The sequence below is a fragment of the Catenulispora pinisilvae genome (genome assembly GCF_015356865.1).
Taxonomy (GTDB): domain Bacteria; phylum Actinomycetota; class Actinomycetes; order Streptomycetales; family Catenulisporaceae; genus Catenulispora; species Catenulispora pinisilvae.
The window spans coordinates 1-21,743 of the sequence record NZ_JAAFZA010000020.1 but is presented as its reverse complement, the minus strand read 5'-3'; the positions used below and the strand labels follow the sequence as shown (position 1 = coordinate 21,743).

Below are 21,743 nucleotides of genomic sequence, written 5' to 3'. Positions count from 1 at the left end.
CTTGAACGCTAGATCAGATCGCGGGCCGCGGGTATCCGTCCAGCGGAGGCTGTGGGGCGGCGGCGGATACTCCGGGTGGAGTATGCGCCGGTCCCGGCCCTGTTGCCGCCAAGGCTTCCAAGACCTTGATGTGCCGCCACACCGGGATCAGCGGCAGCACCCCGAACACCCCGAACGACATGTCGATCACCGACCACCAGAACGGGATGCCGCGGATCGGGCCGCAGATGAGCGCCAGCGGGACGATCCCGGCGCAGGCGATCATGCCGAACTGGATCACCCACTTGTTGCGGACCGGATCGCGCCAGGGGCCGTAGAAGGCCACGGCGATGGTCAGGTGGCCGAAGGCGAGCCAGTCGGTGCCATAGGCGATGAACGGGTACTCGGCGTTGGTCTGCTTCAGTGCCTCGTGGACGCGGTCGATCCAGGCGGTGAGCCCGGCCGGCGCCGGGAGATGGTGCAGCCAGGCGCTGAGCCAGCGGGTCTCGGTCTCCAGCGGGAAGGCGGTGACGCCGCTGAGGACCAGGCCGGTGCCGAAGAGCGCGAGCCACAGGCGGATCCGGCGCAGGCGTTGGTCAGTGTCCACGAGCGCGAGAGTAGGACGGGCACGGGCGGCGCCTTTGAGCGAGCGCCGCTCGATCACACGTTCTTCACCGGGACACAGCCTTCACGGGGACACGTTTCATCACCGGGACACAACCTTCACGCGAAAGCAGCGGGCGCCCCGGAAGCCAGGACGCCCGCCGCGATTCAGCTAGTCAGAGCTCTGATCTACCCGAAGAAGACCTTAGCCTCCTCGTAGAGCGACATCGGCACCGTCTTCAGCGTCTTAGTGGCATCGGCCAGCGGCACCCGGATGATGTCCGTCCCGCGCAGCGCGACCATCTTCCCCCAGTCGCCGTCGTGCACCGCGTCGACGGCGTGCAGGCCGAAGCGGGTGGCGAGCCAGCGGTCGAAGGGCGAGGGGGTGCCGCCGCGCTGGGTGTGGCCCAGGACCGTGGTGCGGGCCTCCTTCTTGGTGCGGTGCTCGATCTCGGCGGCCAGCCGCTCGCCGATGCCGCCGAGCCGGACGTGGCCGAAGGCGTCCAGTTCCCCGGTCTGGATCTGCATCTGGCCGTCCTTGGGGTGCGCGCCCTCGGCGACCACGACGATCGGGGCGTAGCCGCGGGCGAAGCGGGACTCGATCCAGCCGCAGACCTCGTCGATGTCGAAGGTGACCTCCGGGATCAGGATCACGTTCGCGCCGCCGGCCATGCCGGAGTGCAGCGCGATCCAGCCCGCGTGCCGGCCCATCACCTCCACGATCAGCGCCCGGGAGTGCGATTCGGCAGTGGTGTGCAGGCGGTCGATGGCCTCGGTGGCGACATGGACGGCGGTGTCGAAGCCGAAGGTGTAGTCGGTGGCGTTCAAGTCATTGTCAATGGTCTTCGGTACGCCGACGACGTGCACGCCGTGCTGGTCGCCGAGCACGGTGGCCACGCCCAGGGTGTCCTCGCCGCCGATCGCGATCAGCGCGTCCACCTCCTCGGCCGCCAGGTTCTCCTTGATCCGCTCGACGCCGCCCTCGACCTTCAACGGGTTGGTGCGCGAGGACCCGAGGATGGTGCCGCCGCGGGGCAGGATGCCGCGCACCGCCTCGACGTCCAGCGGCTTGGTCATCCGGTCCAACGGCCCTTTCCAGCCGTCCCGGAATCCCACGAACTCCAAGCCGTAGAACTGCACGCCCTTGCGGACCGCCGCGCGGATCACCGCGTTCAAGCCCGGGCAGTCCCCGCCGCCGGTCAGCACTCCGATGCGCATGGCCACACTCCCTGATGTTCACGATGTGATCTGGGTCACCGTACGATCACCGCCACCGTAACCGCTACGAGGCGGTAACCAGAAGCCGACGATCACCTGCCGAGACACATCGATCACATCAGGTGATCTTCGCGCAGGGGGTATGGCAGCCCGGGGGATTACGCCCACGAGCCGATGTGCGGTGGATACCCCGCATGACAGCGTTCGAACATGACGACCACACCGTTCACCAGCCGTCACGAACCCGGCCGCCGCGCCTTGCTGGGCGCCGCTCTGGCCGCCGGGGCCGTGGTGCCGCTGGGGCTGGCATCCCGGGCCTCGGCGGCGACCGGCTCCGCCCCCGCGACCGGCTCAGGCACTTCCGCCGGCGCGCCGACGAGCCCGACCGCCAAGGCCGCCACCGGCGCCCCGTCGCAGCTCCTGATCTCGCCCCCGACCGGCCCGCACCGGGTCGGCACCGTGGATCTGCACCTGGTCGACGCCTCCCGCCCCGACCCGCTGAACCCGGGCCGCCCGTACCCGCTGATGGCCAGCATCTGGTACCCGGCCCGGGACACCGACCGCTTCCCGGTCGCGCGCTGGATGCCGGCCGGCGTCTTCCAGGCCTGGCTGGCCGGCGCCGGCTTCCCGCCGACCGCCCTGCCGGTCCCGGCCACCGCCGGGCACGTCGGCGCCCCGGTGCACCGCGGCGGACGGCCCCGGCCGGTCATCGTCTTCTCGCACGGCGCGCACGACCACCGCTCCGACACCACCACCGTGGTCCAGCAGCTGGTCAGCCACGGCTACATCGTGGCCACCGTGGACCACACCTACGACGCCTACACGCAGTTCCCCGGCGGCCCGGTCCTGTCCCCCGACTTCACCGACCGGGTACCGATGTCCCCCAGCGACTTCGCCGCCGACGCCCGCTTCCTCCTTAACGCCATTGAGGAGATCGCCGCCGGCCGCAACCCCGACGTCGACCGGCACCCGCTGCCCGACGGCTTGTCGGGCGCCCTCGACCTGGACCGGATCGGCATGTTCGGCTGGTCCAAGGGCGGCACCGCGACCGCCCTGGCCACCCTGGCCGACGACCGGATCCGGGCCGGCCTGAGCTTCGACGGGCCGATGCAGCCGACCATCACCACCGACTTGGCCAAGCCCTTCATGATGATGAGCGCGGTCTTCACCCGCTCGGCGGATCCGGACGCCCAGGAGTTCTGGACCCACCTCAAGGGCTGGCGGCGTTACCTCCAGCTCAACGGCGCCCAACACATATCCTTCAGCGACTCCGAGGGCCTGATCGGGCCGGCGGCGCAGCTGCTCGGGCTGGACCAGGCCGGGGTGCAGAGCTTCATCGGCACGATGGACGCCGGTGAGGGCGTGCGGATCCAGCAGGCCTACCCGCTCGCGTTCTTCGATCTGCACCTGCGGCACCGGCCCAGCCCGCTGCTCGACGGCCCGTCGCCGAGCTTCCCGGACGTGCAGTTCATCGCGTAAGGCAGCGCGTAAGGCAGCGGCCCGCCGACGGGCGGCAGCGCGTCGCGGGACACGTCTCAGGGCACGAGCGGGGCCTTCACGACCCGCTCCCCCGCCGCGCGGTCCCCGGTCCACGTCAGCCCGGCGGCGTCCAGACCAATCCGGTTCCACAGCAGCAGCGCCAGGTCCGAGGCCGCACCCGCGACCTCGGACACCGGCTCGCCGGGTCCGTACGTCCAGGACCGGCCGACGTCGGTGGCGTTCAGCTTCAGCGCGGTCTGCGGCTCGGCGGCCAGACCGCGCTTGACCATGCGCGGGGCGAAGAGCTCGAACACCTCGGTCACCGCGTCGGCGGCGAACGGCGGGTCCAGCGCCTCGGCCGTGCCGAGCGCGTTCTGCGCGTCCCAGCGGTGCATCCGCGTCTCGTGCGCGCGCCGCCGCTGCCAGAAGCCGACGGTGCGCGGCATCAGGCTGCTGAACGTCCAGGCCTCGGTCCCGGCGTCGGCGTCGAGCGCGGTGGTGATCTGGTCGACCGTGCTGAGGAACCAGGTGTGCAGGGACGCCGGGTCGTGCGGGGCGGTGCGTTCCTGGTCGTTGCGGCCGTGCCCCTCCTGCACGGCGGTGGTCGCCCACAGGTTGCCGTTGCCGAGGTGGTCGGTGAGCTCGTAGAGGGTCCAGGGGGCGCAGGCCGCCACCTGCCGGTCCAGGTCGTCCTTGGTCAGGCCGACGAGCAGCCCGGCGTAGGCGTCCAGCTCGGAGCACAGCACGCTGAAGAAGTCGAAATCACCGAAGTCGAAATCATCCATGGGGCGGAAGCTACCCCAGGGACGTGGTCGGCACGTCCGATCACCGCCGGTCGAGCGGGGACCGGCTTCACTCGTCGTCCTCGTCCAGGCCCTGGGCGATGGCGTAGCGCACCAGCTCGACCCGGTTGTGCAGCTGGAGCTTGTTGAGCGTGTTCTGGACGTGGTTCTGCACCGTGCGGTGGGAGAGCACCAGCCGGTCGGCGATCTGCTTGTAGGACAGGCCCTTGGCGACCAGCCGCAGCACCTCGGTCTCGCGGTCGGTGAGGCGCGGGGTGTCGGCCGCGGCCTCGGCGCCGGCGCCGGGCGGCACCATCGCCAGCTTGCGGAACTCCCCGAGCACCAGTCCGGCCAGGCCCGGGGTGAACACCGGGTCGCCGACCGCGATGCGTTCCACGGCGGCCAGCAGTTCCTCGCGGCTGGCCGACTTCACCAGGTAGCCGATCGCGCCGGCCTTCACCGCCTGCAGGACGTCCTGCTGCTCGCCGGAGGCCGAGAGTACCAACACCTTGACATCGGGATCGGCGGCCACCAGCCGGGCCGTCACCTCCGCGCCGGAGAGCTTGGGCATCTGCATGTCCAGCACCACGACCTGCGGACGCGCGGCCGTGCCGCGACGCACCGCCTCCTCGCCGTCCCCCGCTGTGGCCACCACGTCGTACCCGGCCTCGGCGAGGTCACGGGCCACCGCGTCCCGCCACATCGGGTGGTCGTCGGCGACCATGACCCTGACCTGAGTGTTCACGGTCCCCGACTCTACAAAGGGCTGCCCACTCAGCGCACTGCTCATTCGCCGCTCACCTCAGGGCCCTGCGCATGGCGGCCACCGAGGTCGCGGCGCCGCGCGGCCGCGGCACGCGCGGTACCCGCATCTCGACCTCAGTGCCCTGACCTGGGATGGAGACCACGTCGACGTGCCCGCCGACGTCGGTGAGCCGGCCCTGGATGGAGTGCGCGACGCCGAGCCGGCCGACCCGGCGGGCTTCCTCAAGCCGGCCGGCCGGGATGCCGGGGCCGTCGTCCCGGACGGTCACCACCACCGCTTCGCTCTCGTCCTCGACCAGGATCCAGGCCCGGGCGCCCAGGCCGTCGGCGCCGGGGCCGCCGTGCACCCGGACGTTGTCCAGGGCGGCCGCCACCGCCGCGGCGATCTCCCGCGCCACCGGGCTGGGCAGCGTCACCGGGGTGCCGGGGCCGGCCAGCGTCACCCGGGGCCCGGCCAGGCGGCCGAGCACCGCGGTCAGGTCCAGGTCCACCGGGTCGCCGTCCCCGTCGTCGGTGTCGTGCCAGCTGTTCACCAGGGAACGCAGCGCGCGCTCCTGCTCCCCGGCCATGCGCCCGAGCTCCGCCCCGGCGCCGCCGATCTCCGCACCGCGCCGCTGGACCAGGGCCAGCACCTGCAACACGCCGTCGTGGATGTCGCGGGCCAGCCGCTGCCGCTCGCGGGTGGCGGCCTCCAGACGCTGGGCCCGGACCAGGGTGAGCTCGGCGGTGCGGCCGAGTTCGACGACGTAGCCGATCGCGGCGCCGGTCAGGCCCAGCAGCACGATGTTGTGGATCGAGTCCTGACTCAGCGCCCCGCGCTCGACCAGGTCGGCCAGCCCCATCACCCCGGCCGCCGCCACGCCCCCGCGCCAGCCCAGCGCGACGGCCACGGCGATCACCGGGGCCGAGGCCCAGACAGTGGGCAGGGTGAGGGCGCCGGAATCGATCCGGGACGCGGTGTCGACCAGATCGGTGCTCAGGACCGCGACGGCGCCGACGGCCAGGTCGGTGGCCAGGAAGGAGAAGAGCGCGCGGCGGGTGATGGCGGGGCGGTGGTAGACGATGCCGGTCCAGGCGGTCCAGACGGCCATGGTGAACAGGACCGCGATCGCCTCGCCGGGGTGGGCGTAGCGGTCGTAGGAGGCGGCGAAGCGGGCTATCGCGTAGGCGAGGGTGAGGCTGCGGAAGACGCCCAGGGCGCGCCACATGGCGGTGTCGACGGCGGGGCGTTGCGGGTCTGGCGCAGGCGCTTGCGGCCGCGGCCGCTTAAACACCGGCTGCGAGTCCCGCTCCTGCTGCTGTGGCGGATCCCCCAGCCCGCTCATCGCCGCTTGGCGTCCTCGTCGGCTTCCTGCTGCCGCAGCTCCTCGATCGCGGCCCGGCGCTCCTCGGCGGCGGCCTTCTTCGCCTCGGCCCGCTGTTCGGCGCGCTCGGCGGCCTTCTCGGCGGAGATGATCTTCTTGGCGTCGGTGGCGTACATGTCCACGTACTCCTGGTCCGACAGGTCCATCAGCGCGTACATGATCTCGTCGGTAATAGAGCGCAGGATGTAGCGGTCGTCGACGGCGCCGGGCACCTCGCGGTAGCGGGCGAAGTCCAGCGGCTCGCCGAAGCGGACGCCGACCCGCTTGATCTTGGGCATCACCTGGCCGGTGGGCTGGATCTCGTAGGTGCCGACCATCGCGCAGGGGATCACCGGGATGCCGGACTCCAGCGCGATGCGCGCGATGCCGGTGCGGCCCTTGTACAGCCGGCCGTCGGGCGAGCGGGTGCCCTCCGGGTAGAGCCCCAGCGCCTTGCCCTCGGACAGGATCCGCAGCGCGGTCTTCAGCGCCGGGTCGGCGGCCTGGCCACTGGAGCGGTCGATCGGGACCGAGCGCACGCCGCGGAAGAACGCCGCGGTCAGCCGGCCCTTGACGCCCTTGCCGGTGAAGTAGTCGCTCTTGGCCAGGAAGTACACCGGCCGCGGGACCATCAGGGGCATGAAGAAGGAGTCGGAGAAAGATAGGTGGTTGCTGGCCAGGATCACCGGGCCCTCGGCCGGGATGTGCTCCAGGCCCTTGGCCCAAGGTCGGAACAGGACGCGTAGCAACGGCCCCAGGAAGATGACCTTGAGCAAGCCGTAGAACACCGTCTGCCTCTCCGTAGGGCCGGGTGCGCGTACAGTGACTTCATACCGGCGACGCGCGGGGTTATCTTCGGGTCTGCGAAGCGAACACTACTGCGTGCGGCGTCGCTGTACTCCCCCCGTCCGCCGTGGAACGATGGTGACCATGACCGCGCCCGTGCTCCCCGGTGCCGAACCCTTCTCGCACGACGTGCCCGCCGATCCCGATGCCGATCAGGCCACCAGCGACACCGCCAACACTCCCGCCACACCGCGGGTCGGCGTACTGCTGTGCCACGGCTTCACCGGCTCGCCGCAGTCGATGCGGCCCTGGGCCGAGCACCTGGTCGCCGCCGGGTTCGGGGTCCGGCTGCCGCGCCTGCCCGGGCACGGTACCGACTGGCACGACATGCAGGTCACGACCTGGGCCGACTGGTACGCCGAGGTGGACCGGGCGTTCCACGAACTGCTGGCCGGCTACGACCGGGTGTTCGTCGTGGGCCTGTCGATGGGCGGCACCCTGGCCCTGCGGCTGGCCGAGCGGCACGGCGCCGACGTCGCGGGCCTGGTCCTGGTCAACGCCTCGGTGAAGCCGGACAAGGCGGTGATCAAGCTGGTGCCGGTACTCAAGCACCTGGTGCCCAGCGTCCCGGGGATCGGGAACGCGATCAACAAGAAGGGCGTCAGCGAACTGGCTTACGACCGGGTGCCGCTCAAGGCCCTGGACTCCTTCGCCGGCGGCTGGCGCACGGTGCAGACCGACCTGCCCAAGGTGACGCAGCCGACGCTGCTGTTCCGCTCCGGCAAAGACCCGGTCGTGCACCCGTCGAACAGCGCGGTGATCCTGTCCCGCATCTCCTCCACGGACGTGACGGAGCAGGTGCTCGAGAAGAGCTCGCACGTGGCCACCCTGGACCACGACGCCGATCAGATCTATGCCGGAAGCGTGGAATTCGTCCGGCGGGTCGCCGGGTTGGGGAATTGATGTGAGCACCGCCAGCGAACAACCGGGGCCCGGGTTGCCCGAGGAGCCCGCCGAGTCCGTAGAGCCGACCGACGAGCCGGCGGAGGAGGTGGCGACCGCCGCCGCGGCCGCCGACCTGCCGGACGAGGACCTGACCGAAGAGCCCGAGACCGAGGAAGCGCGGATCGCCCGCGAGCGCGTGGAGTTCGACAAGCTGGTCGCCGCCTTCCACGGCGAGTCCGCCCCGGACCCGCAGCCGCAGCGCCCGGAGAGCCTGGGCCCGCGCAAGATCGTCCGCTACCCGGTCCTGGACCCGCGGCCGGAGTGGCACGCGGAGATCGTCGAGCCCACCGACGAGACCACCGTCGACCCGCTGGACTACACCGAGCACTACGAACCGCCGGACCCGCCGCTGCCGCAGGTCTCCGCGGGCACCCTGGCGTCCTGGACCATGCTGCTGGGCGGCGTGACGTTCCTGGTGCTGCACACGCTGCTGAAGTGGCAGACGCCGGAGTACCTGGGCTGGCTGGCGGTGATCGGCGTGTTCGGCGGGATCATCACGCTGGTGGCCCGGATGAAGCCGGACCGCGACGAGTACGACGACCCGGACAACGGCGCGGTCGTCTAGCCATCGGGAGGCGCTGTGAAGATCGGCGAAGCTTCTCGAGTCAGCGGGGTGAGCGCGAGATCGTTGCGGCACTACGAGGACGAGGGCCTGATCGTCCCCGGCCGCTTCGGCAACGGGTTCCGCGACTACTGCCAGTCCACGATCGATCGGGTGCTCGTCATCCGCGCGCTGCTGGAGTCCGGGCTGCCTGTGCGGCTGATCAGAGAGTTACTGCCCGGCCTCAATGACGGGTCCGATGCCGGTGCCCCCGTGTCGTGCGTGGAGTTCCTGCACGAGGTGCGGAGCTACCGCGACCGGCTCGCCGCCCGCGTCGCCGTCCTGCGCGACCAGCAGGCGGCGCTGGACACCTACCTCGAACAGGCCCACGCTGCCGATCGCTGACCGGCGCTTGACCTTGACGCAAGTGTCAGGTTCCTACGGTGGCCGCATGGAGATCAACGAGCAGCGGCTCCCCGCCGAACAGACAACACGAGCCCTGGTCCAGCAGTCGCACGAGGGGCCGCGGGACCTGACCCTCACCACCGATCGGCCGCGTCCCGTCCCGGAGCCCGGCGAGTACCTGGTCCGGGTCGGTGCCGCCGGGGTCAATTTCGCGGACGTCATGCAGAGCCGTGGGACGTACGGGGGCGGCCCGCAGGCGCCGTACGTGGCGGGCTTCGAGGCCGCCGGCGAGATCGTGGGCGCGGGTCCCGGCGTCGAAGCCCCCTTGGCACCCGGCACGCACGTCGTCGGCGCCGGGCCGGGAGCCTTCGCGCAGTACATGACGATGCCTGCGGCCGGCGTGCTGCCCGTGCCGGCCGGCTGGAGCGACGCCCAGGCGCTGGGCCTGGTACTGAACTGGGCCACCGCCCTGGCCGCGGTGAAGACGCTCGGCGCGGTCCAAGCCGGCGAAGTGGTCCTCGTGCACGCGGCGGCCGGCGGTGTGGGGCAGGCCGCGGTCCGGCTGGCCCGGCACTACGGCGCGCGGGTGATCGGCACGGCCTCGCCGAGCAAGCACGCCACCGTCCGGGCCCTCGGCGCCGACCTGGTGCTGGACCGCCGGCGGCCGGACCTGGCGGCCGAGATCAGCCGCCGGACGGCAGGCGTCGACCTGGTCCTGGAGTCGGTGGGGCAGGCGACCTTCGCGACCAGCCTTTCGGTCGCGAAGCCGGTCACCGGACGCGTCGTGGTGTTCGGGGCGTCCTCTGGCGAGGCCACCGTGACCACTCACGATCTGGTCTTCACGCACCCGGTGCAGATCAAGGGTCTGCACATCGGGACGCTGGCCGTCGCGGCGCCGTCCCTGTACCGGTCGCTACTCACCGAGCTCGAAGCGCTTATAGCGCAGGGCATATATACGCCTGGCACTCCTGCGCTCTACCCGCTTAGCGAGGGAGCGATGGTGCTCCAGCAACTCGAGGCCGGGCAGACCGAGGGCAAGCTCGCCCTCGATCCCTGGCGCTAGCCGTCGTACTACGACTGTAGTTTCGAGGCTCAAATCCGCACTACCGCGAGCACAGGCAGGTGGTCTGTAGCCAGCGCCGTATCGGCTTGGCTGACGAGGTCCGTGGGAACGCCCGCGCGCACCACGTAGACGTCTCTAGAGACGAACACCGCATCTAAGCGCTGGTACGGGTTCTTCCCTGTAGAGGTGAACTCCGCCCCCACCGGCGAGACCATCCAGGCGTCCGCCAGCCGCTCGGTGATGATGTTCCATTCGACGCTGCCGGGGTAGCTGTTGAAGTCCCCGGCCAGGATGCGCGACTTCGTCTGGTTGCGCTCCGCGAACCCGTCGAGGTGCCCCAGGACTTCGCCGGCCTGATAGACGCGCTGTTCCAGGTTCATACTCAGGTGCGTCCCGCCGACCGTGAAGCGGCTATTGCCGATCCGCAGCGTGGCGAGCGCCAGGCCCCGCAGGTGATAGCCCGTGCGGTGCTTCAAGTAGAGCACCTCGGCAGCCTCCACCTTGACGTCCGGCCCGGCCAGCAGCAGGTTGCCGGAGGCGTCCGCGCCGCCGATCACCACCTTCAGCCCGAAGGACGCCGCCATCGCCCGGGCGGCCCGCCGCCAGCCGAAGAAGCGGGGCGACTCCTGGATGCAGACCACATCCGGGGCGCAGGATCGCACGACGCGTGCGAGCGCGGCGCGGTCGTCTCTTAAGGACCGCACGTTGTAAGTGAGTATCCGTACTGTCTGCTCCATAGCGATCACCACGCTAAGCGGTGATCGCTATGGAGGAAAGTGCTCAGACCCGTGCGAGGTCGGCAGCGCCGATGAGGCCTGCGTCCGGCCCGAGGGTCGCGGTCAGGACCTGCGCATACGGCCGGTGCCCCTTGCCGGCCAGCTTGCGCCGGTAGGCCTCGGCGGCCGGGGCGCGCAGCAGGTCGCCGGCCTCGGAGACGCCGCCGGCCAGGACGAAGGCGCTGGGGTCCAGGAGCGCGGCGATGTCCGACATGCCCTGGCCCAGCCAGTCGGCGATCTCGTTGAACGCCGCGAGCGCTATCGTGTCGCCGTTGCGGGCGGCCTCGGTGACGTGCGAGCCCTGGATCCCCTCGACGGTGCCGTCGCCGAGCGCCAGCAGGTCCTTGGCCCGGCCGGTGGCCGCGGCGGCGCGCTCGCGGGCGGCGCGGACCAGGGCGTTGCCGGAGGCGTACTGCTCGAAGCAGCCCCGGTTGCCGCAGCCGCAGGGCCGGCCGTCGGGGACCACGCGGTAGTGGCCGGGCTCGCCGCCGATGCCGAACCGGCCGCGGTACAGGGAGCCGCCCAGGATCAGGCCGCCGCCGATGCCGGTGCCGACCGTTATCACCACCACGTCGTCGTGCCCGGCCGCGGCCCCGAACTTGGCCTCGCCCCAGGCCGCGGCGTTGGCGTCGTTCTCCACCACCACCGGCAGGCCGATGCGCTCCTCGATGCGGGTCTTCAGCGGCTCGTTCACCCAGGACACGTTGGGGGCGAACAGCACGGTGGCCCGGTCGGCGTCGATGAAGCCGGCGGCGCCCAGGCCCACGGCGCCGATCTCGTGGTCGCCACGGACCTTGCGTACCGCCTCGGCGATGGCGTCGGCGGTCTGGTCGGAGTTCTCCGGAGTGGAGACTTTGACCGAGTCGAGGATCTTCCCCGTCTCGTCGACCACGCCGGCCAGGATCTTCGTGCCGCCGATGTCTACGCCGATGGTGAGAGTCATTAGTCCCTGTTCTTCTGCTCGGACGGATCGATCCGGTCCACCCGCTCCACGGTGATCTTCTCCTGCGCCTTGTCGTCGCCGGGGCCGCCAGTCTGCCAGGACTGTTCCGAGCCGCGCACGGCCGACCGGACCGCGGCGGCCACCTCGCGGCCGGCCGCGCCCAGGTGGCGTGCCACCTCGGGATAGGACTGGACCGCCGGGGCCACGACGCGCGATTCGATCGCCGACCACAGCTTGCGCGCCTCGTCGGCCAACGTCCCGAGATCTTCGCGCACGCCGGTCGGGCCTGTCGAGCCCGATCCCGGAGGTGTCCGCTCCTCGGAAGCAGTGGGACCGGCTGCCTCGGAGTCGCCCTTGCCGTCCGCACCATCGGAGGCGCCCGCGGCCTCGCCGCTCACGTCCCGCTCGGGGCGCGGCGGACTGTCCTCAAAAGGAATGTCGTCTTTGTTGTCGTTCATAGATATGCCCCTCCCGTCACCGGTCACCGTTTTGTGTGTCTTCACTATGGTCCGTCAGGAAGCGCTCGGGCCACAGGCTCTCGTCCGGTTTGAAGCCGACGCGCAGCACGCCGTCCGTGATGCGCGCCGAGGCGATGCGGCAGCGGCGCAGCGCGGCCGGCAGCGGGAAGGCCCGCCGGTGCGCGGCCACGCCGGGCACCTCGATGCTGACGACGAGCTCGTCCCCGGAGCGCACCAGGCCGAGCTGGTCCCGCTCGACACCGGGCAGCGGCAGGTCGTAGCGGTAGCCGTCACCGTCGTCGTCGGTGACCATCATCGGCTCCGGCGGATCCGCCAGGCCGGGACCCGGGTCGCCGTCCTGGTAGCCGGCGTAGACGGCCTCGCCGAAGGCTTCGAGCGCGGCGACGCCCAGCGGCTCCTCCGGCACCCGGGGCACGTCGGCCAGGGTGCCGGTGTCGGCGCGCAGGCCGTGCAGGGCGAGCAGGGTCGGGGTGGCCTGGAGCAGCGGCTGCGCGGCCGCCGAGGGCGAGCCGACGATCCGCACCACACTGCCGGGGTGAACCAGCGCGGTACGCACCGCGGCGATCTCGGCGGCGGCGTCGTCGGTCCACTGCGTGACCATCGCGAACGGGCTCGGCAGTCCGACCAGGCCGGCCAGCAGCGGCCGCAGCGCGCGGGCCGCCTGGCCCTCGATCGGCCGCACCCGGCGCAGCGCCGCCGCGGCGGTCTCCGGCCAGGCCAGCATGGCCAGCGCGGCCTTCAGCGGCGGGCCGTCCACGACCACGGTGTCCCACTGCGCCGAGGCGACCGCGGTGGCGATCTCCCGCAGCGCGAGGATGTCCGGCAGGCCGGGCACCGGGCCGAGTTCGGTGGCGTCCGGCGCGGACAGGCCGGCGGCGGCCAGCGGCCCGGACAGCAGCTTGGCGATGTCGACCAGCGCGGTCTCGGTGGCCGCAGCCGGGTCGAAGCGGCGGACGGTCAGGTTGGCCAGGGCCGCGCGGCGGGCCGTGGGAGCCCCGCCTTCGCCGTCGTCGCGGTTCAGATCATCGCGGTCCAGATCGTCGTCGATGTCGTCGATGTCCAGGACGTTTCCGTCCCCGGAGACCCCCGAGGCCCCGAGCACCGCGGCCAGTTCCCCGGCGTCGGCCACGCCGAGCAGCAGCACCCGGTGCCCGCCGGCCGCGGCCCGCAGCGCGGTGGCCGCGGCGAGCGTGGTCGTGCCCGCACCGCCGGGCCCGGTGAGGAAGAGCAGCCGCGTCACGCCGAGATCGCCTCGACACGCTTCTTCAGGCCGGACAGCGCGCGGTCGATGATCAGCTTCTCGACCTTGCGCTTGAGCAGGCCGACCATTGGCAGCTTGACGTCCACCGCGAGCTGGTAGGTCACGTGGCTGCCGGCCTCGGTCGCCTCGACCAAGTAGGAGCCGTCCAACGCCCGCATCATGTTCGAGCTCACGAGCGTCCAGCGAACCTCAACGTCCGATGGGTATTCGTAGGCCAGCGTGTGCTCGTCGCGCAGCGCCCCGGCGTCCATGCGGTACCAGGTGCGGGTGGCGCGCCCGGCGTCGTCGCGTTCTTCGACCCGCGCTTCCTTCACCTCCCCGGTCCATTGCGGATAGGCCTCGAAGTCGGTGATGACCCGTAGCACGGCCTCGGGCGGGGCCGCGATGTCGATGCTGGACTTTGTGCGCTCGGACATGGCCCGCCTCCTCGCCGTCGGTGGTTGCGGCCAAGGCTATCGCGTACGCCACACCTGACGGCTGGTCGAGGTCTCCGGCAGGGCATGATGGTGTCCGGCGGCACCCGCACACCCAGGAGTCGGCCAGGTTACGAAACGGCATCAAGTACTACCTACCGGCTGGTAATAAGCAGTAGCGTCAGGGCGCGCCCACACCCCACGTGGCGCCCGGCCGCCCCGTCGTCCGGCCTCGAAGACGAGGAGTCAAGACAACCGTGCGTGAGTTCAGCGTCCCGCCGCTTTACCAGGTCGGTGCCACCGCCAACCTGACCGACGTGGTGCACAACGCGGCCGAGCAGGCTCCGGCCGCGGCCCTGCTGGGCCGCAAGACCGGCGGTGTGTGGCGCGACGTCACCGCCAAGGACTTCCTCGCCGAAGTCACCGCCGTCGCCAAGGGCATCGCCGCCGCCGGGATCGCGGTCGGCGACCGCGTGGCCCTGATGTCCCGCACCCGCTATGAGTGGACACTGCTGGACTTCGCCCTGTTCGAGGCCGGGGCGGTCGTGGTCCCGGTCTACGAGACCTCCTCGGCCGAGCAGGTCGAGTGGATCCTGTCCGACTCCGGCGCGGTCGCGGTGTTCGCCGAGACCAGTGCCAACGCCGCGAGCGTGGAGAGCGCCCGCGCCGGGGTCGCCGACTCCGGCCTGGGCGGCGCCCCGGACGTCCGCGAGGTCTGGGTGATCGAGCCGGACGGCGGCAAGGGCGCGATCGAGGAGCTGACCGCGGCCGGCACCGCGATCAGCGACGAGGAGTTGGCCCGGCGCCGCGGTGCCGCCACCCCGGAGTCGCTGGCCTCGATCATCTACACCTCCGGCACCACCGGCCGGCCCAAGGGCTGCGTGCTGACCCACGGCCAGTTCCTCGCCGAGTGCGAGAACGTGACCCGGATGGCCTCCAGCGCCTTCAACTCCGCCGGCTCCACGCTGCTGTTCCTGCCGCTGGCGCACGTGCTGGCCCGGGTCATCCAGACCGCCGCGCTCACCGCCCGGGTGAAGCTGGGGCACTGTTCGGACACCAAGAAGATCGTGGAGGAGCTCGGCGGCTTCAAGCCGACCTTCATCCTGTCGGTGCCGCGGGTGTTCGAGAAGGTCTACAACGGCGCCTCGCAGAAGGCGCACGCCGAGGGCAAGGGCGCCATCTTCGACAAGGCCGCGGCCACCGCGATCGCCTGGTCGCGCGCCGAGTACGCGGGCAAGGTGCCGATGGGCCTGAAGGTCAAGCACGCGGTCTTCGACAAGCTGGTCTACGGCAAGCTGCGCGCGGCCCTGGGCGGCAACGCGACCCTGGCCGTCTCCGGCGGCGCGCCGCTGGGCACCCGGCTGGTGCACTTCTTCCACGGCATCGGCCTGCAGGTCCAGGAGGGCTACGGCCTGACCGAGACGTGCGCGGCGATCACGCTGAACCCGATCGGCAAGGCCCGGCCCGGCACGGTCGGCGTCCCGGTCCCCGGCGCCTCGGTCCGCATCGCCGAGGACGGCGAGATCGAGGTCAAGGGCCCGATGATGTTCTCCGGGTACTACCACAACGACGCCGCCACGAGCGAGGCCATCACCGACGGCTGGTTCGCCACCGGCGACCTGGGCTCGCTGGACAACGACGGCTACCTGTCGATCACCGGGCGCAAGAAGGAGATCCTGGTGACCGCCGGCGGCAAGAACGTGGCCCCGGCCGTCCTGGAGGACCGGATCAACGCCCACCCGCTGGTGAACCTGTCGATGGTGGTCGGCGACAAGCAGCCGTTCATCGCCGCCCTGGTCACCCTGGACCCGGAGGCGCTGCCGACCTGGGCCGCCGGCCACGGCAAGCCGGCCGGCTGGACCATCGCCGAGGCCGCCGCCGACCCGGAGGTGCGGGCCGAGGTGAAGAAGGCGGTCGACGACGCGAACCGCGCGGTGAGCCACGCCGAGGCGATCAAGAAGTTCACGGTGCTCGGGACGGAGTGGAGCGTCGAGGGCGGGCAGGTGACGCCTTCGATGAAGCTGAAGCGGAACGTGGTGATGGTGGAGAACGCCTCCGATGTGGAGGCGCTTTACGACGGCGTCGGGTCCACCACCGGGCAGTGAGCCAGAGTGAGCCCCAGTGAGCCATAGGGCCGCCGCGAGCTAGAACGGCCCTTCCTCAACGAAGCGGCGCAGCCCCCGGGCGAAGGCTTCGGCCTCGTCCGGGGGCCATTCTTTTAATGTGGCGGTGATCCGCTCGGCCAGGCGCCGCCGCAGTTCCTCGACCGCTGCGATCCCGGTGTAGGTGAGGACGAGCAGCACCGAGCGGCGGTCCGCCGGATCGGGTTCCCGCCGGATCAGGCCGGCCGCCTCCAGCCGCGAGGCGTGGCGGCTCACACCCGACCGGTCCAGGCCGATCACGGCCGCCAGATCGGCGGCGTTGCGCGGACCGGTCCGAGCCAGGCCGCTGAGCACCGGGTACGCGTTCTCGTCGAGGCCGTCGGCGACGCCTTCGACGAGCGCGGCGTAGAGGCCGGCGCGGGTGCCGCGCTGGATCAGCAGGCCGATGGATTCGGCGATCTCGGTTCCAGGCTCATGCTCGGGAGCAACATTCACCGCTCCACAATAGCGTGCATCGCGCACGCATCTGCTATCGTCAGAGATGCGTGCACGGCGCACGCATCTTGGGAACGAAGGAGCCCCCATGCCCGCGACCATCGCCACCGCCCTGACCGACCTGCTGCTCAGCCCCGACCTGCCGCTCCAGGAGGCCCTGGACCGGCACTTCGCCCCGGACTACCGCCAGCGCACCAACGGGGTCTGGACCGACCGCGCCGAGTTCGCCGAGCACATCGCCCACCTGCGGGGCGTCGTCGCCGACGGCACGATCCGGGTGCACGACGAGCTCGCCGACGCCGACGGCGGCCGCTACGCCGAGCGGCACACCATCGACATGGTGAAGGCGGACGGGTCGACGGCCTCGCACGAGGTGTACGTGTTCGCCGAGCGCGCGCCGGACGGCCGGTTCGTCCGGCTGGAGGAGGTCACGCTGATGGTGGCCGGGAGCGAGGCCGATCGGGGGCTGGGCAGCGCGCGCTAGCGCCCGCGCCGGTAGCGGTCGCCGCCCCGGGCGGTCGGGCGGCCACCGCGGCTGGTCGGGCGGTCGGGCCGTCGCCGCGGCCGGCCGATCAGGCCGCGGCCGCTATCCCATCTCGCGAGCCGTCATCAGCCTGATGTGGTTGCCGGACGGGTCGCGGAAGGAGGAGTCCCGGCCGTAGATCTGGTCGCTGGGCTTCTCGATGAACTCCACACCGCGCTCGACCAGGGTGGCGTAGTCGGCGTCCACATCCTCGCTGGTCAGGAACAACGTGCCGGCGAACCCCTTGCCGGTGAGCTCCTCGACCTTGGCCCGGGTCGCGTCGTCCATGATCGGCTCGCCCGGGATCGCCATCAGCACGATGCTGATGTCCGGCTGGTGCGCCGGCCCGACGCTGAGCCAGCGGAAGTTCCCCATCTCCGGCACCGTGACGTCCGACCGGACCACGAAGCCGATCTTGGTGGTGTAGAAGTCGAGGGCCGCGTCCTGGTCGTGGACCCAGAGCTGAGTACTGGTGAAGGAGATCATGACGTCACGCTAAGTCGCCCGGACCCGTACCGTCTTCTCGAAACGTCCGGTTCTTCGGCCGCCCGTAGGCCCGCACCACACACCCCGGCAGCGCCACCAGCTCCGCCGCCGGCGGATGCGCGGCCCGGTAGGCGGCCGGCGGCAGGCCGTACACCCGCGTGAAGCTGGTGGTGAAGGACCCGACGCTGGTCAGCCCCACCGCACAGCAGATGTCGGCGACCGCGTAGTCGGTGTACCTCAACAACGCCGCCGCCCGCTCCAACCGCCGCGTGAGCAGGTACGCGTGCGGCGACTCCCCGAACGCCCGCCGGAACTCCCGCGAGAAGTGCGCCCGCGACAGCCGCGCGGCCGCCGCGAGGTCCGCGACGGTCAGCGGCTCGGCGTAGCGCGCGTCGGCGAGGTCCTTGGCCCGCTGGAGGTGGCGGGCGGGGGCGACGGAGGGCACGTGTGCGAGGGTAGTCGGGCCTGGTGACATGCGCGGGGCGACGTGACGTGCGCGAGGCGAAGCGCGCGGATAGCGTTTTCGCATGGTCGACAAGGGCGCCGAACAGCGCGGCGCGGGCTCCGCCACCGCCACCGACCCGATGATCCGGGTCCACGACGCCACCGAGCACAACCTGCGGCACGTGGACGTCGCCGTGCCGCGCGACCAGATCGTGGCGTTCACCGGGGTGTCGGGGTCGGGCAAGTCGTCGCTGGCGTTCGCCACGATCTACGCCGAGGCGCAGCGCCGCTACCTCGAATCGGTCGCGCCCTACGCGCGCCGCCTGATCGAGCAGGCCGGGGCGCCGCGGGTCGGGGGCATCAGCGGGCTGCCGCCGGCGGTGGCACTGCGGCAGCAGTACGCGGCGGGCAGCGCGCGCTCCAGCGTGGGGACCGTCAGCCGGGTCTCGAACGTGCTGCGCATGCTCTACTCGCGGGCCGGGACGTATCCGGCCGGTGCCGAGCCGGTCGACTCCGACTGGTTCTCGCCCAACACCGCGGTCGGGGCCTGTCCGACGTGCCACGGCCTCGGGCGCCGCTACACCGTGGACGAGGACAGGCTGGTCGGCGATCCGGAGCTGAGCATCCGCCAGGGCGCGATCGCCGCGTGGCCCGGGGCGTGGCAGGGCAAGAACTACCGCGACATCCTCGGCGAGCTGGGCATCGACATCGACGCGCCGTTCCGCGCGCTGCCCGCCGAGCGCCGGCACTGGCTGCTGACCACCGAGGAGCAACCGGTGGTGACGGTGCATCCGGTCCGCGAGGCGCATCGCATCACCCGCCCTTATCAGGGCACATATATGTCGCCCCGCAGCTGGGTCCTGCACACGTACGCCACCACCAAGAGCGCATCGCTGCGCACCAAGGCCGCGTCCTTCCTCACCGAGGAACCCTGTCCGACCTGTGAGGGCCGGCGCCTCAACCCCTTCGCGCTCAGCGTCACCATCGCAGGGGTCGACATCGCCGAGGCCACCGCACTCCCCCTGGCCGAGCTGGCCGGGTTGCTGGAACGGGCTCGCGTCCACCCCGACACGGCCGCGCTGTCCCCGGAACGCCGCCAGGCGGCCGAGGCGCTGATCGGCAACCTCGAAGAGCATCTCAGGACTCTGACTGAGCTCGGTCTGGGCTACCTCGGGACCGATCGGGCGACGTCCACCCTGTCCGCCGGCGAGTTCCAACGCCTGCATCTGGCCACGCAGCTCGGCAGCGGTTTGTTCGGGGTCTTATACGTGCTCGACGAGCCGTCCGCGGGCCTGCACCCCGCCGACACCGAGCTGCTGCTGACCGCGCTGCGGCGACTGCGGGCCGCCGGGAACTCCGTATTCGTGGTCGAACACAATCCGCGGGTGATCTCCGACGCGGAATGGCTCGTGGACCTGGGCCCCGGCGCCGGCACGCATGGCGGCCGCGTCCTGCACAGCGGGCCGACGGCCGATCTGATGGACGTCCCGGAGTCGGCGACCGCGCGCTACCTGTTCGGTGACGCGCCGAGCATCCGGCCGGCCGCCGTCCGCGAGCCGTCCTCGTGGCTGACGCTGTTCGACGTCACCCGCCACAATCTCGACCGGCTCACCGTCCGGTTCCCGCTCGGCACGCTGACCGCCGTCACCGGCGTCTCCGGTTCCGGGAAGTCGACGCTGGTCGGCCAGGTGCTCGCCGCGACTGTCCGGGACCACCTCGGCACCCCGGCCGACGCCGAGGACCGCGGGAGCCGCGAGGACCGCGAGGCGTCCGACGAGGAAGCCGCCCTGGACGACGACCGCATCATCGCCATCCCCAAGGCCGACGGGCTGTCCGCGATCCAGCGCCTGGTGCAGGTGGACCAGAAACCGATCGGCCGCACGCCGCGCTCGAACCTGGCGACGTACACAGGGCTCTTCGATACCGTCCGCAAGCTCTTCGCGGCCCAGCCGCTGGCAAAGGAGCGCGGCTACACCGCCAGCCGCTTCAGCTTCAACCTCCCGAACGGCCGCTGTCCGAACTGCCAGGGCGAGGGCGTGGTGAGCGTCGAGCTCCTCTTCCTGCCGACGGAATCCGCGCCGTGCCCGGTCTGCCACGGCGCGCGGTACAACCCTGAGACGCTCCAGGTGCTGGCCGACGGCAAGTCGGTCGCGGACGTGCTGGCGCTCAGCGTCGAGGACGCCCTGTCGTTCCTGGAGCACCTGCCGGCCGCGCACCGGATCCTGAGCCTGCTCGACGACATCGGCCTGGGCTACCTCACCCTGGGCCAGAGCGCGACCACACTGTCCGGCGGCGAGGCCCAGCGCATCAAGCTTGTCAGTGAGCTGCATCGGGCGCGCCGCGGCCACACCCTGTACCTGCTCGACGAGCCGACCAGCGGCCTGCACCCGGCCGACGCCGACCTGCTGCTGGCCCGGCTGCGCGAACTCGTCGACCAGCGCAACACGGTCGTCATGGTCGAGCACGACATGCGCGTCGCGGCCGCCGCCGACTGGCTGCTGGACCTCGGGCCCGGCGCCGGGAACGCGGGCGGGCGGATCGTCGCCGAGGGAACGCCCGCCGAGGTGTCCGGTGGCGGATCCGGGCGCACCGCGCGATTCTTGGCGGAGCACACCTCTTAGAGGGGAATGAGTTCTTTGCAAAACGTACGACTGGGCCGTTCCGGCCTGAAGGTGACGCGGCTGTGCCTGGGCATGATGAGCTACGGCAACCCCGAATCACGCCCCTGGATCCTGTCCGAGGACGCCGCACTGCCCCTGGTCACCCGCGCCGCCGAGGCGGGCATCACCTACTTCGACACCGCCGACATGTACTCCGAGGGCGCGAGCGAAGAGGTGACGGGCCGCATCCTGCCCAAACTGTTCGCCCACCGCGACGACTACGTCCTGGCCACCAAGGTCTTCTTCCCGACCGGCCCCGGCGCGAACGACTCCGGCCTGTCCCGCAAGCACATCATGGCCTCCATCGACGCCTCACTGCGCCGCCTCGGCACCGACTACGTGGACCTGTACCAGATCCACCGCTGGGACCCCGAGACCCCGATCGAGGAGACCATGCAGGCCCTGCACGACGTAGTCCAAGCCGGCAAGGCCCGCTACATCGGCGCCTCGACCATGGCCGCCTGGCAGTTCGCCAAGGCCCAGTACACGGCGGACCTGAACGGCTGGACCCGCTTCATCTCGATGCAGAACCACTACAACCTCGTCTTCCGCGAAGAAGAACGAGAGATGATCCCATTCTGCATCGACCAGGGCGTCGGCATCCTCCCCTGGAGCCCCCTGGCTCGCGGCCTCCTAGCCGGCGTCCGCAGAGGCGACAGCGCCACCACCACCCGCTCCACCACCGACCCGGTAGCCGCAGCCCTCTACAACGAGCACGACTTCCCAGTCGTCGACGCGGTCGAAGCCATCGCCACCAATCGAGGCGTCCCTCCGGCACAGATCGCCCTAGCCTGGCTCCTAACCCGCCCCGGCATCACCGCCCCGATCTTCGGCGCCACCAAACCCCACCACATCGACGACGCGGTCGCCGCACTGGACATCGAGCTGACGCCCGAGGAGATCGCGGCGGTGGAGGCGCCTTATCGGCCACGGCCGTTGGGCGGGGACGAGAAGTAGTGGTGCGTTAGGGGCTAGTCGTCGCGTTAGGGACTAGTGCCGCCGCGCCAGGCAGCCTTTGCCCGGTAGTTCGCGATGCGCCGGTCGCAGGTCGGGCGCCGGTCGGGATCCGTTCCCGGCCGGGGCTGCGGGCCAGCGGTTTTGGGGGGGCTAAAGTTTGCAGGGCGGGTTGCGGTTGGCGTGTGGGTTTTAGAAGCTTTTTACGGCCTTCGGTCATGGTTGTGCCGGTTCGGGG

Annotated in this window: 23 protein-coding genes; 9 read left to right on the top strand and 14 right to left on the bottom strand. The window is 71.3% G+C overall.

Annotation, left to right across the window (positions count from 1 at the left end; all coding sequences use genetic code 11):
• Positions 1-13 precede the first annotated feature (13 nt).
• Together IZR01_RS08095 and IZR01_RS08090 are read right to left on the bottom strand one after the other, a co-directional pair.
• The gene (locus IZR01_RS08095; protein ID WP_194923453.1) at positions 14-586 is read right to left on the bottom strand and encodes a hypothetical protein; all 573 of its coding nucleotides are present in this window, start codon (positions 584-586) and stop codon (positions 14-16) included.
• 185 nt (positions 587-771) lie between these two features.
• Positions 772-1,800 carry a 6-phosphofructokinase gene (locus IZR01_RS08090; RefSeq protein ID WP_194923452.1) on the bottom strand — a complete coding sequence of 343 codons (1,029 nt, stop codon included), beginning with the start codon at positions 1,798-1,800 and terminating at the stop codon, positions 772-774.
• Positions 1,801-2,010: 210 nt separating this feature from the next.
• Between IZR01_RS08090 and IZR01_RS08085 the strand changes: the two genes are divergently transcribed.
• Positions 2,011-3,279, top strand: a complete 1,269-nt coding sequence (locus tag IZR01_RS08085) for an alpha/beta hydrolase family protein (RefSeq protein ID WP_194923451.1) — start codon at positions 2,011-2,013, stop codon at positions 3,277-3,279.
• Positions 3,280-3,335: 56 nt separating this feature from the next.
• On the opposite strand, the gene IZR01_RS08080 is transcribed toward IZR01_RS08085, so the two are convergent.
• From IZR01_RS08080 to IZR01_RS08065, 4 genes are all read right to left on the bottom strand, one after another.
• Positions 3,336-4,064 (bottom strand): maleylpyruvate isomerase family mycothiol-dependent enzyme, encoded by a 729-nt coding sequence (locus IZR01_RS08080; RefSeq protein WP_194923450.1) that lies wholly within the window; start codon positions 4,062-4,064, stop codon positions 3,336-3,338.
• Positions 4,065-4,131: 67 nt separating this feature from the next.
• A complete protein-coding gene (locus tag IZR01_RS08075; RefSeq protein WP_194895906.1) occupies positions 4,132-4,785 on the bottom strand; it encodes a response regulator in 654 nt (217 codons plus the stop codon).
• A gap of 73 nt (positions 4,786-4,858) precedes the next feature.
• Positions 4,859-6,151: a MacS family sensor histidine kinase gene (macS, locus tag IZR01_RS08070; protein WP_194923449.1), complete on the bottom strand. Its 1,293-nt coding sequence runs from the start codon at positions 6,149-6,151 to the stop codon at positions 4,859-4,861.
• On the bottom strand, positions 6,148-6,957 hold the full coding sequence (locus IZR01_RS08065) for a lysophospholipid acyltransferase family protein (RefSeq protein ID WP_194895890.1): 810 nt from the start codon (positions 6,955-6,957) through the stop codon (positions 6,148-6,150). The genes macS and IZR01_RS08065 overlap by 4 nt, the downstream gene beginning before the upstream one ends.
• Before the next feature lie 142 nt (positions 6,958-7,099).
• Between IZR01_RS08065 and IZR01_RS08060 the strand changes: the two genes are divergently transcribed.
• From IZR01_RS08060 to IZR01_RS08045, 4 genes are read left to right on the top strand one after another with little or no spacing between them, the layout of a single operon-like run.
• Entirely contained in the window at positions 7,100-7,918 is an 819-nt protein-coding gene (locus IZR01_RS08060) for an alpha/beta hydrolase (RefSeq protein WP_194923448.1), read from the top strand.
• 1 nt (position 7,919) lies between these two features.
• The gene (locus IZR01_RS08055) at positions 7,920-8,525 is read left to right on the top strand and encodes a hypothetical protein (RefSeq protein WP_194895892.1); all 606 of its coding nucleotides are present in this window, start codon (positions 7,920-7,922) and stop codon (positions 8,523-8,525) included.
• Between the two features lie 15 nt (positions 8,526-8,540).
• Complete coding sequence (locus tag IZR01_RS08050; protein WP_194923447.1) at positions 8,541-8,906, top strand: MerR family transcriptional regulator; 366 nt, start codon at positions 8,541-8,543, stop codon at positions 8,904-8,906.
• A 46-nt stretch (positions 8,907-8,952) separates the two neighbouring features.
• Positions 8,953-9,969 carry a zinc-binding dehydrogenase gene (locus tag IZR01_RS08045; RefSeq protein ID WP_194923446.1) on the top strand — a complete coding sequence of 339 codons (1,017 nt, stop codon included), beginning with the start codon at positions 8,953-8,955 and terminating at the stop codon, positions 9,967-9,969.
• A 29-nt stretch (positions 9,970-9,998) separates the two neighbouring features.
• On the opposite strand, the gene IZR01_RS08040 is transcribed toward IZR01_RS08045, so the two are convergent.
• Genes IZR01_RS08040 through IZR01_RS08020 form a run of 5 tightly spaced genes read right to left on the bottom strand, consistent with a single transcriptional unit; the run spans position 9,999 to position 13,844 of the window.
• Positions 9,999-10,706: an endonuclease/exonuclease/phosphatase family protein gene (locus IZR01_RS08040; RefSeq protein WP_194895895.1), complete on the bottom strand. Its 708-nt coding sequence runs from the start codon at positions 10,704-10,706 to the stop codon at positions 9,999-10,001.
• Positions 10,707-10,749: 43 nt separating this feature from the next.
• Positions 10,750-11,688: an ROK family glucokinase gene (locus IZR01_RS08035; RefSeq protein WP_194895896.1), complete on the bottom strand. Its 939-nt coding sequence runs from the start codon at positions 11,686-11,688 to the stop codon at positions 10,750-10,752.
• Positions 11,688-12,146, bottom strand: a complete 459-nt coding sequence (locus tag IZR01_RS08030) for a DUF5304 family protein (RefSeq protein ID WP_194895897.1) — start codon at positions 12,144-12,146, stop codon at positions 11,688-11,690. Before IZR01_RS08030 ends, IZR01_RS08035 begins: the two co-directional genes overlap by 1 nt.
• A gap of 16 nt (positions 12,147-12,162) precedes the next feature.
• The gene (locus tag IZR01_RS08025) at positions 12,163-13,407 is read right to left on the bottom strand and encodes an ArsA family ATPase (protein ID WP_194923445.1); all 1,245 of its coding nucleotides are present in this window, start codon (positions 13,405-13,407) and stop codon (positions 12,163-12,165) included.
• Positions 13,404-13,844 (bottom strand): SRPBCC family protein, encoded by a 441-nt coding sequence (locus tag IZR01_RS08020; protein WP_194895899.1) that lies wholly within the window; start codon positions 13,842-13,844, stop codon positions 13,404-13,406. Before IZR01_RS08020 ends, IZR01_RS08025 begins: the two co-directional genes overlap by 4 nt.
• Positions 13,845-14,098: 254 nt before the next feature.
• Here IZR01_RS08020 and IZR01_RS08015 point away from each other — a divergent pair, with 254 nt between their 5' ends.
• Positions 14,099-15,946, top strand: a complete 1,848-nt coding sequence (locus tag IZR01_RS08015) for an AMP-dependent synthetase/ligase (RefSeq protein WP_194895900.1) — start codon at positions 14,099-14,101, stop codon at positions 15,944-15,946.
• A gap of 39 nt (positions 15,947-15,985) precedes the next feature.
• Here the strand turns inward: IZR01_RS08015 and IZR01_RS08010 are convergent, their stop codons facing one another.
• On the bottom strand, positions 15,986-16,438 hold the full coding sequence (locus tag IZR01_RS08010) for a MarR family winged helix-turn-helix transcriptional regulator (protein WP_323746945.1): 453 nt from the start codon (positions 16,436-16,438) through the stop codon (positions 15,986-15,988).
• A gap of 88 nt (positions 16,439-16,526) precedes the next feature.
• On the opposite strand from IZR01_RS08010, the gene IZR01_RS08005 reads away from it, so the two are divergent.
• Positions 16,527-16,922 carry a nuclear transport factor 2 family protein gene (locus IZR01_RS08005; RefSeq protein WP_194895902.1) on the top strand — a complete coding sequence of 132 codons (396 nt, stop codon included), beginning with the start codon at positions 16,527-16,529 and terminating at the stop codon, positions 16,920-16,922.
• 102 nt (positions 16,923-17,024) lie between these two features.
• Here IZR01_RS08005 and IZR01_RS08000 read toward each other — a convergent pair whose 3' ends face one another.
• Together IZR01_RS08000 and IZR01_RS07995 are read right to left on the bottom strand one after the other, a co-directional pair.
• Entirely contained in the window at positions 17,025-17,447 is a 423-nt protein-coding gene (locus IZR01_RS08000) for a VOC family protein (RefSeq protein WP_194895903.1), read from the bottom strand.
• A 4-nt stretch (positions 17,448-17,451) separates the two neighbouring features.
• Positions 17,452-17,892, bottom strand: a complete 441-nt coding sequence (locus tag IZR01_RS07995) for a helix-turn-helix domain-containing protein (RefSeq protein WP_323746427.1) — start codon at positions 17,890-17,892, stop codon at positions 17,452-17,454.
• Positions 17,893-17,974: 82 nt separating this feature from the next.
• Between IZR01_RS07995 and IZR01_RS07990 the strand changes: the two genes are divergently transcribed.
• Both IZR01_RS07990 and IZR01_RS07985 read left to right on the top strand, forming a co-directional pair.
• A complete protein-coding gene (locus IZR01_RS07990) occupies positions 17,975-20,512 on the top strand; it encodes an excinuclease ABC subunit UvrA (protein ID WP_228559038.1) in 2,538 nt (845 codons plus the stop codon).
• 15 nt (positions 20,513-20,527) lie between these two features.
• Entirely contained in the window at positions 20,528-21,508 is a 981-nt protein-coding gene (locus IZR01_RS07985) for an aldo/keto reductase (RefSeq protein WP_194923479.1), read from the top strand.
• The last annotated feature ends 235 nt before the right edge of the window (positions 21,509-21,743 follow it).